This window comes from Streptomyces sp. NPDC001002 (genome assembly GCF_053599215.1).
In genome coordinates this window covers 1-13,610 of sequence record NZ_JBSFLV010000043.1, presented here as the reverse complement: position 1 = coordinate 13,610, position 13,610 = coordinate 1, and the positions used below count along the sequence as shown (strand labels likewise).

General features: G+C 72.0%; 13 protein-coding genes. 4 read left to right on the top strand and 9 right to left on the bottom strand.

Features of this window, described 5'->3' with window-relative positions:
- Window positions 1–27: 27 nt before the first annotated feature.
- Together ACWDR3_RS20865 and ACWDR3_RS20860 are read right to left on the bottom strand one after the other, a co-directional pair.
- On the bottom strand, window positions 28–1,329 hold the full coding sequence (locus ACWDR3_RS20865) for a hypothetical protein (protein ID WP_450353991.1): 1,302 nt from the start codon (window positions 1,327–1,329) through the stop codon (window positions 28–30).
- Between the two features lie 62 nt (window positions 1,330–1,391).
- Window positions 1,392–2,018 (bottom strand): TetR/AcrR family transcriptional regulator C-terminal domain-containing protein, encoded by a 627-nt coding sequence (locus ACWDR3_RS20860; protein ID WP_450353990.1) that lies wholly within the window; start codon window positions 2,016–2,018, stop codon window positions 1,392–1,394.
- A 217-nt stretch (window positions 2,019–2,235) separates the two neighbouring features.
- On the opposite strand from ACWDR3_RS20860, the gene ACWDR3_RS20855 reads away from it, so the two are divergent.
- Complete coding sequence (locus ACWDR3_RS20855) at window positions 2,236–3,171, top strand: alpha/beta hydrolase (protein WP_450353989.1); 936 nt, start codon at window positions 2,236–2,238, stop codon at window positions 3,169–3,171.
- Window positions 3,172–3,245: 74 nt separating this feature from the next.
- On the opposite strand, the gene ACWDR3_RS20850 is transcribed toward ACWDR3_RS20855, so the two are convergent.
- Window positions 3,246–4,127, bottom strand: a complete 882-nt coding sequence (locus ACWDR3_RS20850; protein WP_450353988.1) for an alpha/beta fold hydrolase — start codon at window positions 4,125–4,127, stop codon at window positions 3,246–3,248.
- A 151-nt stretch (window positions 4,128–4,278) separates the two neighbouring features.
- Here ACWDR3_RS20850 and ACWDR3_RS20845 point away from each other — a divergent pair, with 151 nt between their 5' ends.
- A complete protein-coding gene (locus tag ACWDR3_RS20845) occupies window positions 4,279–6,375 on the top strand; it encodes a BTAD domain-containing putative transcriptional regulator (protein ID WP_450353987.1) in 2,097 nt (698 codons plus the stop codon).
- 73 nt (window positions 6,376–6,448) lie between these two features.
- On the opposite strand, the gene ACWDR3_RS20840 is transcribed toward ACWDR3_RS20845, so the two are convergent.
- On the bottom strand, window positions 6,449–7,378 hold the full coding sequence (locus tag ACWDR3_RS20840) for an SDR family NAD(P)-dependent oxidoreductase (RefSeq protein WP_450353986.1): 930 nt from the start codon (window positions 7,376–7,378) through the stop codon (window positions 6,449–6,451).
- A 139-nt stretch (window positions 7,379–7,517) separates the two neighbouring features.
- Entirely contained in the window at window positions 7,518–8,405 is an 888-nt protein-coding gene (locus tag ACWDR3_RS20835) for an SDR family NAD(P)-dependent oxidoreductase (RefSeq protein WP_450353985.1), read from the bottom strand.
- Between the two features lie 70 nt (window positions 8,406–8,475).
- Here ACWDR3_RS20835 and ACWDR3_RS20830 point away from each other — a divergent pair, with 70 nt between their 5' ends.
- Window positions 8,476–9,417 (top strand): LysR family transcriptional regulator, encoded by a 942-nt coding sequence (locus tag ACWDR3_RS20830; RefSeq protein WP_450353984.1) that lies wholly within the window; start codon window positions 8,476–8,478, stop codon window positions 9,415–9,417.
- A 98-nt stretch (window positions 9,418–9,515) separates the two neighbouring features.
- Window positions 9,516–10,250: a hypothetical protein gene (locus ACWDR3_RS20825; protein ID WP_450353983.1), complete on the top strand. Its 735-nt coding sequence runs from the start codon at window positions 9,516–9,518 to the stop codon at window positions 10,248–10,250.
- A gap of 102 nt (window positions 10,251–10,352) precedes the next feature.
- Here ACWDR3_RS20825 and ACWDR3_RS20820 read toward each other — a convergent pair whose 3' ends face one another.
- The 4 genes from ACWDR3_RS20820 to ACWDR3_RS20805 all read right to left on the bottom strand — a co-directional run.
- Window positions 10,353–11,540 carry an MFS transporter gene (locus ACWDR3_RS20820; RefSeq protein ID WP_450353982.1) on the bottom strand — a complete coding sequence of 396 codons (1,188 nt, stop codon included), beginning with the start codon at window positions 11,538–11,540 and terminating at the stop codon, window positions 10,353–10,355.
- Entirely contained in the window at window positions 11,518–12,117 is a 600-nt protein-coding gene (locus tag ACWDR3_RS20815; RefSeq protein WP_450353981.1) for a GNAT family N-acetyltransferase, read from the bottom strand. Before ACWDR3_RS20815 ends, ACWDR3_RS20820 begins: the two co-directional genes overlap by 23 nt.
- A complete protein-coding gene (locus tag ACWDR3_RS20810; protein WP_450353980.1) occupies window positions 12,114–13,304 on the bottom strand; it encodes a type III PLP-dependent enzyme in 1,191 nt (396 codons plus the stop codon). Before ACWDR3_RS20810 ends, ACWDR3_RS20815 begins: the two co-directional genes overlap by 4 nt.
- Window positions 13,301–13,610, bottom strand: a 310-nt coding sequence (locus ACWDR3_RS20805) for a DUF6271 family protein (RefSeq protein WP_450353979.1), incomplete at its 5' end; no start/stop codon positions are given. The genes ACWDR3_RS20805 and ACWDR3_RS20810, both read right to left, overlap by 4 nt.

The window sequence follows — 13,610 nt, the reverse complement described above, 5'->3', positions numbered from 1 at the left end:
CCCCGCACGCGCGTATCGCCGTGACGTCTATGAACGTCCCCCGCAGAGGGACCACACCTCCTCAAGAAGCGTCGGGTACTCCGCGCCGTAAGCGGCCACCGCCGCGCATACGGCGTCGAGGGCGGCCTGCAGCGGATCCGCTTCGGCGGCGCCGGTCACGGCGGGGAGCGCCATGTGCGGTTGCGACACCCGCGACGAAGGATCCGGCGGGCCGAGGGTGATCTGTACGGCGAACTCCGTGTGCCCCGTCGGTTGAGGTTGAGGCATCTGCGCTCTCGCTGCCAGAGGTCCCGTCGCCGGGCGATGCCGGGACGCCACTTGTGGCTCAGGGGCGGGCGAGGCTCCGGGAGCGACCGGCGGGCGGAAGGACGGCCGCTCAGGTGGGACGGCCCTGGTGACCGTCCGGGACGGGGCATGGGGGTCGTTCCTCAGCGTCTCCCACATGCGGGAGGTGTCGTCGAAGGGCGGCGGAAGCGGCTCCTGCCTGGCCACCGCCGTCAGGGCCGACGCGACCCAGTCGAGGTCCGCGAGACCGGCCGCAGTGCAGGCCCGCCGGGCGGCCAACAGGGCGATCGTGCGCTGCGTTTCGGGTCCTGCTGCGTCGATGGCGTGCACGAGGGCGGGGTCGAAGTCCCGCAACGCGCTGACGTTGCCGCGGACGGCGCGCAGAGCGGGGCTGGGGAGTCGGCCGCCCCATTCCCACCGTTCGTAGGCGAGTTGGCGCTCGCGTTCGGCCTGTTCCTCGGTGAGACGGGCAGCGCGCTCGGCCTCTTCCCGTTCGGCAGGGGTGGGCGGCGGCGGTTGGCGTCGGGCGTAGTCGTGCCAGTGGGCTGCGCTCTGCGAAGTCTGCCGGATCACTCGGTCCGGTGCGGGCACGGACGGCCAGAACTGCAGCAGATAGCGGTCGACTTGGGGTTCGCCGTCCATCCGCGTGTCCACGTCGCCGGCCTGGTCCATGCCGAGGGCGGAGTAGCGAACGCGATAGTCGGTCTCCTCCAGATCAAGGTTCCAGGAAGCCCCTCCACCCCACTCGGAGAGGGCGGTCTCATCCGACGCAGGGTGGAAGGAGACCTCCACTACGTCCTCCCACACCTCGCTCAACGGAGGTTCCTCGTCGTGCACTTCGACAGTGAACCCGACCTGCCCTGTGTGCAGACCCGTCGACAGCCACAGCGCACCGGGAATCGCCGCGCCGCACAGTCCGACGCTCTGCCCCGCGAACGCCTCGGCGAGGCCGGGCCCGAAACTGTCGGGATCGCTCTCGACGTAGAGCTGCCCGTAGTGAACGTGGACCTCACCGTCGAGCGGCGTACGCACCATCGGAGTCATGTGAACAGCCTAGGGAGCACCACTGACAGTGCCCCTCTCCAACGGGACTTCGCGGGCGCGCCCTAGGAGCCGGCACGGTCCGACTTGGTCAACTCCACCTGCAGAGCCGTCACTTGCATGTCCAGTGCGAACTCGAAGCGTTCGTCGAAGGTGCCGGACGTGACATGGCCGGAAGCCTTCCGCAGTGCCGGAAACGCCTCGGCATCGAAGTCGAGCACGGGGTCGGCCGTGGTCGCGTCGGCGGACTGCGCCTGCTGCTCCTGTGTGATGCCCAGGATCAGATAGGACACGGTCCAGGTCGCCCAGGACGCCGTCCGCGGTGGGAATCCCGCGTCCAGGAGCGTCTGGATCACCGTGTCGGCCAACCGGTACGTGTTGGTCTCCGTCGTCGCGAGCCCCGAGACCAGGCGCGCGCCGTCGCGATGGGCCAGGAGGGCCCTGCGGTACCAGCGGGCGAGGGCGCGGAAGCGGTCCTCCCACTGAGTGGGGAGGGCGGCCACGTCCAGTCCCCCCAGGACGGCGTCCGACATGAGGACGAGCAGCCGCTGCTTGTTGTCCGCGTGCCAGCGGACGGTGTTGTGCTGCACGCCCAACTTGTCCGCGACGGCGCGCATGGTGACCTTGTCCAGGCCCTGCTCGTCGAGCACGTCGAGTGCCGCGTCGACGACCGCTGCGCGACTGATGCCCATGCACGCCTTCCCTCACGACTGCGATGTCCGGCTTCCCTCCCGGACCTCTTGTCCAGCGGCCAATATAGCGCCGCCGCCCCGTCTCCGTAGCGCCTCTCTACCGCCTCCGTACCGCCCCCGAGCAGGCCTGACTCACATTGCTTGTCCATTGGACAAGAGATCCGTATTGTTCAGTGGACAAGGGAGATCAGTGGAACAAGAGAGATAGGAGTCGGTCGTGTTCCTGGATGCCGAGTTTCTTCCCGTGTACGAGTCGCTGCCGGAAAACAACGTGTTCGCCGATGTGGAGGGGACCCGCATCGCGCTGAGCGCGGCCAGCGGCGACGGCAAGTCCGATGACGAGGTGAACGTCGAGGACCGCGCGATCCCGGTGGACGGACACTCGCTGAGCCTGCGGATCTACACTCCGGCGGCCGAGAGCACCTCTCCCCTGCCGGTGGCGGTCTGGATCCACGGAGGCGGGTTCGTGATCGGCGGGCCCAACGCCGAGGACGCCACGTGCCGACGGCTGTCCGCCGAGTTGGGCATCGCCCTCGTCGCCCCGGACTACCGGCTCGCCCCGGAGAATCCGTACCCCGCCGCGTTCGACGACTGCTACGCGACACTGCGCTGGGTGGTCGACGAAGCGAAGGCCCTGGGCTTCGACGTATCGCGCGTGGCGCTGGGCGGGCATTCCGCCGGTGCCGCTCTCGCGGCGGCCGTGGCGCTCGCCGCGCGTGACCGCGAGGGTCCGCACATCAGGTACGTCTACCTGGGCTACCCCGTCCTCGACGACCGCCTGGAGACCGAGTCGGCCCGCACCATCACCAACCCCAAGCTCTTCAACCGGCAGGGAGCGGCGGCCGGTTGGGAGTTCTATCTCCAGGAGAACGATCCGGAAGCCGGCTACGCCGTGCCGGCCCGCGCGAAGGATCTGCGGAACCTGCCACCGACCTACATCATGGTCACCGCCGTCGACCCGGCACGGGACGAGGCGCTGGAGTTCGCCTCCCGGCTCAGCGCGGCCGGCAACTCCGTCGAACTCCACCTCGTACCCGGCCTACCGCACATGTTCGACGTCCTGGCCCCCACGGCGCGGGCGAGCCGCCGAGCCGTGGCGGCCTGGACGACGGCCTTCGCCCACGGCATCGGAGCTTCAGGGAATCAGGGATAGACAGGGATGGAGAGAAGAGCGGCCCGCCGGAGCTGCTCCGCACCGCCGACCGACACCCAGGTCTCCGCTCGCCGTCAGCGGTCGGCCAACGCCCTGATCTCCGCCGCGATCAGCTTCGGGTCCTCCTCCGCCATGAAGTGCCCGCAGGAGACGGTGCGGTGGTGCAGGTCCGGTGCCCAGGCTCGCCACAGTCCCGCCGCGTCGTAGCCCAGGGCGGCGCCCCAGTCCTGCTGAAGGACCGTGACGGGCATGGTGAGTTGGCTGCCGGCCGCACGATCGGCGGTGTCGTGCTCCACGTCGATGCCCGCGGAGGCGCGGTAGTCGGCGACGATCGACGGTACGGCCGCGGCGCACGCGTCGAGGTAGTGGCGGCGGACGTCGGCGGGCACGGCGGCCGGGTCGCTCACCCAGGTGTCCAGGAAGTGGCCGAAGAAGGCGTCGGCGGAGGCCTGGATCATCTGCTCGGGCAGGCCGGGGGCCTGGGCCATCAGGTAGAGGTGGAAGCCGACGGCGGCGGAGGCGCCGTGCAGGGCGTCCCACATGTCGAGCGTCGGCAGGACGTCCAGGAAGATCGCTCGGGACACGGTTCGCGGGTGGTCCAGCGCGGCCCGGAAGGCGACGAGGGCGCCGCGGTCGTGGCCCGCCAGCGCGAACCGGTCGTGCCCGAGCCGCGCAGCGAGCCGTACGACGTCCAGTGCCATGGTGCGCTTGGAGTAGACGTCGGGTCCGGACTCGGCGGGTTTGTCGCTGGCGCCGTATCCGCGCAGGTCGGGGCAGATGACCGTGTGGTCCGCCGCCAGGTCGCCGGCGACGTGCCGCCACATGAGGTGGGTCTGCGGGAAGCCGTGCAGCAGCACGACCGGGCTGCCGGTGCCGCCGACGGCGGCGTGCAGGGCGACGCCGTCGTCGACCGGGACGCGGTGGACGTCGAAACCGGGGATGCTCAGGGGTGTCACAGCGGCTCCTGGTGCTCGTGGCAGGGTGGTCGTGACGGCCGGGTGGTCCGGCACGACCGGGGACGCGGTCCAGAGTGCGGGCCCCGGATCAGCGATCGATGAGTGGACGAGCGGCACGCCGGGACGGCGGGGCCCGCAGGAGGGCCGTGCGGTGGACGGTGTTCGGTTCGGACTGCTGGGGCCGGTGGCCGCCTGGGACGCGGACGGCGTTCCGGTCGCGCTCGGCGCGCCACGGCACCGGGAGGTCCTGGGCCGGCTGCTGATCGCGCGCAACCGTGTCGTGCCGGTCGGCCGGCTGGTGGCGGACCTGTGGGAGAACGCGGACACGGATACGGGCGGGGGCAGGGACGGGCACCGGGATAGGGACGGGAACGCTCCGGTCGGTGCCGTCGGCGCGGTGCGCACCTTCGTCGCCGCACTCCGCCGCGCCCTGGAACCGGAACGCGCCCCGAGGCAGGCGTCCCGGCTGCTGGTGACGCAGGGGCCCGGCTATGTGCTGCACGCGGGTCGGGACGTGGTGGACGCGTGGCGGTTCGAGGACACGGTGGCCCGGGCCGCCGCCGCGGCGCCGCACGCGTCGGTCGCGTTGTGGGACCAGGCGCTCGGGCTGTGGCGGGGTCCGGTGCTGGCCGACTTCCCCGGCGTCCGGTGGGCCGCCGCCGAGCAGGCCCGGTTGGAGGCGCTGCGGCTGCACGCGGTCGAGCGGCGGGCGGACGCCTTGCTGGCGACCGGCGGCGCCCGCGAGGCGGCCGTCGACCTGGAGGCCCATGTCGTCGCGCACCCCTGGCGGGAGGACGGCTGGGTGCTGCTGGCCACCGCTCTGGAGCGCTCCGGGCGGCGCGGCGACGCGTTGGAGGCGCTGCGTCGGGCCCGGCACACTCTCGCCGAGAGATTCGACATCGAACCGGGCCCCGCACTGGCTCGGGCCGAGGCGCAGCTCCTCAAAGGCGGCCCGGCGGAGGCCTCCGGTGCCGTCGACGGGGTCTGGGGGCGCGCGGCCGCCGCGTGGGAGCGTGCGGTGCCGGTCCGGTCGCGGGCACGGTTGCATGCCACGGCGGCCCTGTTGCGCGACCTCGCGGTGACCGGCGCCGACGGTCTGGAGGAGGCGCGCGAGCACCGGCGGGAGGTCGTCGCGGCGGCCGAGGCAACCGGCGACGCGGAGTTGGCGGCCCGGATCATCGGCTCCTACGACGTACCGGCCGTATGGACGCGCGCCGACGATCCCGAGGACGCGGGCGAGCTGTCCCGGGGCGCCGCCCGCGCCGCAGCCGCGCTCGATCCCGGCGACTCCCCGGCGCTCCGGGCCCGACTGCTGTCCGTCGTCGCGGTCGAGTCGCGCGGGGATGCCGCCGCCGACGGGCCGATCCCGCGAGCGATCGAACCTGCCGACGGCGAGCCTCACTTGGCTGAGCCATGGCGGCTGCGGGCCGGGCGTGCAGCCGAGGAAGCGGTCCGTCTGGCCCGCCGGCTCGGCGACCCCGGGCTGCTCGCGTTCGCTCTCAACGGCGCCTTCATGCAGTCCTTCGGTCACTGCGGCGGGGCCACCGATCGCGAGGCGCTGGGCCGTGAACTGACCGACCTGGCCGTCGGCCACGGCCTGCCCAACCATGAGGTGCTCGGGCGTCTCGTACGACTCCAGGCGCTCGCCGCGCTGGGTGAACTCACCGCGGCGGACGCGGAGGCCGAGGAGATCGACCGGCTGGCGCACCGTCATGAACGGCCGCTGGCCGGGGTGTTCACGTCCTGGTTCCGCGCGCTGCGCACCTGCGAGACCGACGGGTGGGCGGCGGCCCGCCCGTTGTACACGCGGGTTCTGGCGGAGACCGCGGACAGCGGCATGCCCGGTCTCGCCCAGGGAGCCCCGGCGCTGGTCGCCCTCGTCCCGTTCATGCGCGGGAACGGCCTGCCCAGCCCCGGCGTCGACTTCCCCGAACTCGACGCCGGTCCCTACCAACCATGGCTTCGCCCGCTCCTGTTGGCGGGAGCCGGCGCCACCGAACAGGCACGCCAGGCGCTCGACGAGGCTCCCCGGCCACCGCACGACCTGCTGCAGGAGGCGATGTGGTGCCTCCTCGCCCGGGCGGCCGGCACGGTAGGGCACGAGCGGATCCTGCGCAGGGCGAGGGACGAACTCGCCTCGGCTGCAGGCGAGTTGGCCGGGGCCGGCAGCGGTCTTGTCTCCTACGGGCCGATCGAACACCACGTACACGCGATTGACTTGGCCCTCGGCGACGGCTCAGCTGCCTGAGCCAGGTTCACTCGACCTGGGCCAGGTTCACCCGACGACCTGGACCAGGCTCACCCGACGACCTGCGCCAGGTTCACCCGGCCTGGGTCAGCAGTTCCTGCGAAAGGGTCCACAGGCGCCGTGCGTTGTCCGGGTCCACGGCGTAGCGGGCGACTCCGTGCAGGGTGCCGGAGCGGCGGTCGACGATCTCGGTCTCGTTGCAGTCGGTGAAGTAGCGGCCGCCGACGCCGTCGAGCAGGGGCGAGGTGGCGAGCAGCACGGAGGTGGCGGCGCCCTGTTCGACGGTCTTGATCAGCTCGGCCGGGACCTTTCCGCTGCCGCGACCGCCGGTGTGGCGCTGGAGGTTGGTGTAAATGGCGCCGGGCATCAGGGCGTTGGCGGTGATGTTGTCCTCGGCCCAGCGGCGGGTCGCCTCCACCGCGAAGAGCACATTGGCCGTCTTGGACTGGCCGTAGGCGAGCCACGGGTCGTAGGGCCGGAAGGCGAAGTTGATGTCGTCCCACACGACCGGCGACTGCTGGTGGCCGGTGGAGCTGACCACGACGACGCGGGCGGAGCCGTCGGCGGCCAGTGCGTCGTGCAGGCCGGTGGCGAGGGCGAAGTGTCCCAAGTGGTTGGTGGCGAACTGCAGTTCCCAGCCCTGCTCGGTGTACTGCTCGGGGGAGGCCATGACGCCGGCGTTGTTCACCAGGATGTGCAGCGGGCCCTGCCAGGCGGCGGTGAAGGCGGCCACGGACGCCGGATCGGTGAGGTCCAGCGGCGCGACGAGCACGTCCTGGTTGCCGGTCGCGGCGGTGATGTCCTTGGCTACGCGCTCGCCGGCCTCGATGTCCCGCACGGCCAGGGTGACTTCCGCACCGGTCGTGGCCAGGACGCGGGCGGTCTCCGCACCAAGCCCCGACGAGGCACCGGTGACCACGGCACGGCGGCCGGTGAGGTCGACTGCCGCGGCGACCTCGGCGGCCGTGCTGGCGAAGCCGAACGGAGTGGTGATGGCATTCATGGACGAACTCCTTGCTGTGTACTCAAAACTGTGTGCTCAAAGCTGTGTGCTCAGTGCCGTGCTGTGTGTTCATGGCCGTGCTGTGTGTTCTTTGCCGTGGGCCGTGTGCCGAGGCGTGCGGGTGCCGACTCGCCTGGGTTCACGGCGTGAGCAGCCGGTCCTGCTCGGTCAGCGGCGCGCCGTCGTGCCACGGCAACGCCTTGCCGAAGCGCACCAACTCGCCGTAGAGCGCGGGATCGACACCGTCGGCGAAGACCAGGTCGAGTACGGCGCGGGCGGCCTGGGCCGGGGACTGGGCGCCGCTGAAGTCGCTGAACCAGGGGCGCGAGGTGGCGGTGTCGATCATGCCGGGGCACACGGAGGCGATCAGGGTCCCGGTGGCGAGGTCGTGCTCGCGGCGCTCAGCGGCCACCGCGCGGACGGCGGCGACCTGGGCGACCTTGGAGGGCACGTTCAACCAGCGCGGCCAGCCCGCCTCTTCGGCCGTCTTGTGGTGGATGGCGCTGCGCCACGACTCGACGGCGTACTCGACCTGTTCGAGGCTCGCGCCGTCGAAGAGGTGGTGCAGCCGCGGGTCGAGGTGGCCGAGGGTGCCGAGGCTGCTGGCGACCACGAGGAGGCGGCCGCCCGGGCGCAGGATCGGGGCGAAGGACCGCAGGATCGCGTGGGTGGCGGTGTTGGAGACGTCGATGAACTCGTCGGCCCGCGCGGACTGCGAGTCCTCGGGCAGCAGCCGCGCGACGGCGTTGGAGATCACGATGTCGACCCCGCCGTACCGCGCCCGGAGGTCGTCGGCGAGGCCGGCGATGGCCTCCGTGTCGGTGACGTCGAGGACCCGGCCCTCGACGCGGCTGCGGCTGTCGGGCAGCGCGGCCACCTCCCCGGCGGCCTGAGCTACGCGCTCCTGGCTGCGGCCGGTGAGCAGCACGAGGTCGTCCGGTCCCATCCGGGCGGCCAGTCCTTCGGCGAGGGCCCGGCCCAGTCCTTGGTTGGCGCCCGTGACAAGGGCGATGCGTGAAGTGGTCATACGTCCACGCTAGGAACCGCGCGGCCATGCGTCCAACGAAACTTACGCAAGGCTAGTATGCGTAATCATCATGGACTTCACGGATGTGTCACTGACCGCGCTGCGGGTCTTCCGCGCCGTCGCCGAGCAGGGAACCTTCACCGCGGCCGCCGCCTCGCTGGGCTACACGCAGTCGGCGGTGTCCCGGCAGATCGCCTCGATCGAACGGGCGGCGGGGGCCGAGCTGCTGGAACGGCGCCGGGACGGGGTACGGCTGACCGCGGCCGGGCGCGTGGTCATGCGCCGCGCGACGGTCGTGCTCGACGAGATCGACGCGACGGCGCGCGAGCTGTCGGGCCTGCCCGGTCAGGCGGGGACGGTCCGGCTCGGCTGGTTCCCCAGCGCGGGTGCCGTCCTGCTGCCGACCGCGCTGGCCGCCCTACGCCGCACGGATCCCGGCCTGCACGTCGTCAGCCGGGAGGGCAGCACTCCGGCACTGGTACGCGCCCTGCGCGCCGGCAGCCTCGACCTGGCCCTGCTGGGATCGGCCCCGCCCTTCCGTCCGCCGGACACGGAGTCGCCGCCGCTCGTGCTCCAGACCCTCAACGAGCGTGCCCTGCGGCTCGCGGTCCCCGCCACCCACCCGCTCGCCCGTGGCGACTTCGTCGACGTGGCCGACCTGCGCGGGCAGCGCTGGATCACCAGCACGTCCTCCGGCGAGGACCGCCTGATGGGCGTCTGGCCCGGCCTGGACGAGCGCCCCGAGATCGCCCACACCGCCCGCGACTGGCTGGCCAAGCTGCACCTCGTCGCCGCCGGCTGCGGCCTGACCACGATCCCCGCGGTCCTGGCCGCCGCCGCACCACAAGGCGTACGTGTCCTCCCCGTCCATGGCGGCCCGCAGGAACAGCGCCGCCTCCTCCTGGCCCGCCTCCCCCACCCACCGTCCGAGCAGATCAACCGCGTGGCGGCCGCCCTCCGCGCGGCGTCCCTGACCATCGAGACACCTGCCCCGACCTCGCCTCCCACGTGAACACATGCCTTTGTCAGGAGTTCTTCATCGCGGGCACAGCGTCCTCGTAGGTACGGACCACAGGATCGTCGCGTCGTCCCAACGCGAGGAGTTCAACGATGAACGACTACGACCCCACCAACGCGTCCAGGCGGTCTCTGTCGAAGAAGAGGGGCGTGCCGATCGCCGCCGCGATCGCATTGGCGCTCACCGGGGTCGCGTTGGCGGTGACCGCATTCGCCGGTACGTCCGCCGCGTCGACCTCGTCGGCCCTCCCGGCCGCGGACACTTCGAGTGCGGCGCCGTCCGGCGGCCCCGCGGCAGGACCGGCCGCAGGTGGCGCTACCGGCATCGTCGCGTCCACCTCCACGTCGGGCTTCACGCTGACGACCGCGACCGGTGTGAAAGTGACGGTCGACGAGACGTCCACGACCAAGTACGAGAAGGGCACCAAGCCCGCCACCGCGAAGGCCGTGAAGGTGGACGAGAGCGTCCTCGTGCTGGGCACGGTCGACAGCGCGACCATCCAGGCGACACAGGTCACCGTGCAGCCGCACGGCGACGGTGGGGCGGCGGCGGCCGAAGCGGCCGGGGTCATCCCCTTCCAGCAGGGCACCCCGTCGCCCGACAAGTCGGTCGGCCGGATCCCGGACTACACCGAGGGTGAAGGGACGATCATCAGCGGAACGGCCGCGGACAAGGCGGTGAAGGCCGCGCAGGCCGTCGTCCCCGGTGGCGTCAACGACCGTGTGGTGGAGCTGAGTGACGGTGAGTACGAGGTCCACAACATCAGCGTCAACTGGCCGCACCACGTCTTCGTGAACAAGGACTTCAAGGTCGTCGGCTGGAACTGACCGTCGTACGCGCCTCTTCTACGTCACCGGCCTCGACGCGACCGGCCCCGCACCGTCGGCTTCGGTGCGGGGCCGGTGTCGGCGCTCAGGTCGGCCGGTGCGTCACTGGCCGGCCAGGGTCCGCTCGGCGACCACGGGTGTCCAGCGGATCTGCGTACTGCACAGGGCCACCACGACGGCAGCCGCCGCGACGACCGCCAGGCCCCCGACCAGACTGCTGGCGTTCGCCACGAAGCCGATGAACGGCGGACCGGCGAGCAAGCCCGTCGTACCCATCGCGGCGACCAGGGCCAGGGCCTCCGAGCCCTGTTTCGCCGCGGCCACATAGATGCACGGGGTCACCGCCGCGACCCCCAGGCCGACGCAGGCGAAGCCGATGAGGGCGGGCGCCACTCCCCCGCTCACCAGGGCGAAGGCCAGGCCGGCGGCGGCCAGCGCGCTGCCGGACAGGACGATCCGGCCGTCCCCCCAGCGGCTGCGCCAGCCGTCCGCGAAGAGACGGGCGAGCACCATCATCCCGGAGACCACGGCGATGCCCAGAGGCGCCAACTCCGCGGACGCCTTGGCCACTTCCTTCAGGTAGAGGGCGGACCAGTCGTTCATAGCGCCCTCGGTGACGGTGCCGAACGCCATGGCGACGCACATCCACACCACCACCCGGGGCGGCAGGGTCCATTTGCCGCGGCTCTTCTTCTCCTTCTCCTCGGCGGCCGGCGCGTCGTCGGTGAGCAGGCCGGGGCGAGCGGCGACCCCGAGCAGGACGAGGAGCACGGCCGCGACACCGAAGTGCGCCCCGACCGACGAGGTCACGGCGGTCATGACGGAGGCGACCAGCGCCGCCAGCAGGGAGCCGCCGCTGAACGTCGCGTGCAGTCGGGCCATGGTGTTGCGCTCGTGCCGCGCCTCCAGGGCAGCGCCCTGCGCGTTCATGGCGACGTTCAGACATCCCACGAAGACGCCGTCGACACCCATGACCAGCAGCGCGAGCGGGTAGTTGGGCGCCGCGGCCAGCCCGAGGAGTACGAGGGTCAGACAGACGGTGGACAGCAGCGCCAACTGCGCCGACCCGAGCCGCTTCATGAGCACCGGGACCAGCGGGAAGGACGCCACCGCGCCGACTCCGGCCGCCATCAGCAGCACGCCCACCTCGGCCGGGGTCAGCCCGAGGTCCGCCTTGATCGCGGGGATCCGCGAGGCCCAGGTGGCGTACTGGAAGCCGAGGGCGCAGAACAGTGCGGCGATGGCCAACTGGCTGCGCACGAAGGGGTCATGGACACGGAACACGCGCATCAGCTCGCTTCGTCGGGGCGAACGGACCGCTCGGCGGGACGTCGGCCGGCTCGGGCGTCGCGGCGCGGTCGGCCGGCACCGCCTTGGACATGTAGACGGCGCCCGTGCCGTAGCCGGTGGGCCGGACCCGGGGGTGCGCCGTGAATCCGCGCGCCGACCAGAACGTACGGCTGCGGCCGACGGCGACCAACGAGATCCGCTCGTAGCCGCGCGAGCGGACCGTCGAGGCGAGGTGGTGCAGGAGGCGCTGGGCCAGCCCCCTGCCCCGAAGTCCCTCGGTGATAACGATGTCGTGCAGGTGGACGTTGTCCGGCGAAGAGGCAGAGGCCGCCGTCGCCGGTTGGGTGTGTTCCAGGGAGGGGTAGTGGAAGGCCGGGTAGGGCAGCGCCAGCAGGTAACCGGCGGGCCGGGCGCCGACGTCCAGCACGAAGCACAGGTCGGGCGAGGCGTCGGCCCGGGAGCGCAGCACCTCGCGCCCTTCCGTCAGCCCGAGTTGGTCGTAGGCGCGGGCCTCCATCTCGACGAGGGCTTCCCAGTCGGTCTCGGCGATGGGACGGATGCGTACGAGGTCGCTCATGGGCGCCTCTCGTTCGTCACGGAGTACGGCAGCGGGTCGAACCCGTTGAAGCCCTGGGTCATGTAACTCATGGCGTAGGCACCGCTGGACAGCACCCAGACCGGGTCGCCCGACGCCAGGTCCTTGGGTACGCGGACGAGTCCCTGGTCGCTCGGGTAGGCGTCGTCGCTGTCGCAGGTGGGGCCCGCGACGACGGCGGGCACGTAGTCAGGGTCGGGGTGTGTCGGGAAGTGCAGCCGGTACTGCACGGCGTCCATCTCGTACAGGCCGTTGAACTTCCCGCAGCTGAGGTAGAGCCAGTACTGGGGTGCGCCGTCCGGTCCGCGCCGCTCGGCCAGCCGGGTCACCCGGGCCCGGATGGCTCCGTGGTCGGCGACGAGATGGCGTCCCGGTTCCATGACGAACCGGAGGTGCTCGCCGTGGACTTCCCTGAGGTGGCGCATGCCCTCGCGGATCACGGCGAAGATCTTGTCGATCGGCGGGTCGAGCGGTGTGCCGTACCGGTCCTGGTAGCCGAGCGCCGGGAGGCCGCCGCCGAGGTTGATGTGGTCCAGGATGATCCCGCCTCGGCCCAGGACGGCGACGACGTCGGCCAGGTCTTCGAGGGCGTTGTGCCAGGCGTCCGCCGTCATCTGCTGCGAGCCCACGTGGACGGACAGGCCCGCCGGTGTGAGCCCCGCCTCGCGTGCCGTCTCCAGCACGCGCACCGCGTCGTCGGGCGAGCAGCCGAACTTGCCGGTCAGGCCCCACAGCGCGCCCTCCCCGGTGGTCGCCAGACGGCAGAACACCCGTGCTCCCGGGGCGTGCTGGGCGATCGCCGCCACGTCCTCGACGCTGTCGGTCGCGAAGGTGTCGACGCCGAGGCGGTGGGCTTCGGCGATGTCACGGTCGGACTTGACGGTGTTGCCGTAGTGCACGCGCTCGACCGGCACGCCCGCCCGCAGCGCCTGTTCCAGTTCGCGCGGGCTCGCCCCGTCGGCGCCGGCGCCCAGCCGCGCCAGGCACGCGATCACCTCGTCGACCGGACAGGCCTTGAGCGCGAACCGGACGAGCACATCGGGCAGTTCACGGCGGAGCGTCTCGTAGCGCTCCGCGATTCCGCCGAGGTCGAAGACGATCCGGTCCTCGGTGGCCGCCACGAGCGCGGCACGGAGGGCGGCGGATTCCTGAACCTGCGTCGCGCTCACGCCGGCCGCTCCGTCTGCACCGGGGTGTGCCGGGCGGCCTCCACGAGCGCCTCCCAGGACTCGGCCAGCAGCGCGAAGTCCTCGATGTCGCCGCGCGCCTCGTCGAGCAGGCGCTCACGGCGGGCCGCCAGGAGGTCGGCGAACTCCGCGTATCTGCCGCCGAGTTGACGGTAGGAGACGTCGAGGGCGTCCAGGCGCTGGACGTTCTCCGTTCTGTCGAGCAGGGCGCTCTCCCTGGCCAGTCGGGCGATCGGGGCCGCTCGTACTTGTCCCCGCTCGTCGACCAACTCCGGTCCCGCCTGGGCC

What these genes read in the sequence shown, in the direction of transcription:
- ACWDR3_RS20840 (WP_450353986.1), bottom strand. Translation starts at nt 7,378, where the DNA reads ATGAATGCCATCACCACTCCGTTCGGCTTCGCCAGCACGGCCGCCGAG.
- ACWDR3_RS20835 (WP_450353985.1), bottom strand. Translation starts at nt 8,405, where the DNA reads ATGACCACTTCACGCATCGCCCTTGTCACGGGCGCCAACCAAGGACTG.
- ACWDR3_RS20820 (WP_450353982.1), bottom strand. Translation starts at nt 11,540, where the DNA reads ATGCGCGTGTTCCGTGTCCATGACCCCTTCGTGCGCAGCCAGTTGGCC.
- ACWDR3_RS20815 (WP_450353981.1), bottom strand. Translation starts at nt 12,117, where the DNA reads ATGAGCGACCTCGTACGCATCCGTCCCATCGCCGAGACCGACTGGGAA.
- ACWDR3_RS20830 (WP_450353984.1), top strand. Translation starts at nt 8,476, where the DNA reads ATGGACTTCACGGATGTGTCACTGACCGCGCTGCGGGTCTTCCGCGCC.
- ACWDR3_RS20865 (WP_450353991.1), bottom strand. Translation starts at nt 1,329, where the DNA reads ATGACTCCGATGGTGCGTACGCCGCTCGACGGTGAGGTCCACGTTCAC.
- ACWDR3_RS20825 (WP_450353983.1), top strand. Translation starts at nt 9,516, where the DNA reads ATGAACGACTACGACCCCACCAACGCGTCCAGGCGGTCTCTGTCGAAG.
- ACWDR3_RS20860 (WP_450353990.1), bottom strand. Translation starts at nt 2,018, where the DNA reads ATGGGCATCAGTCGCGCAGCGGTCGTCGACGCGGCACTCGACGTGCTC.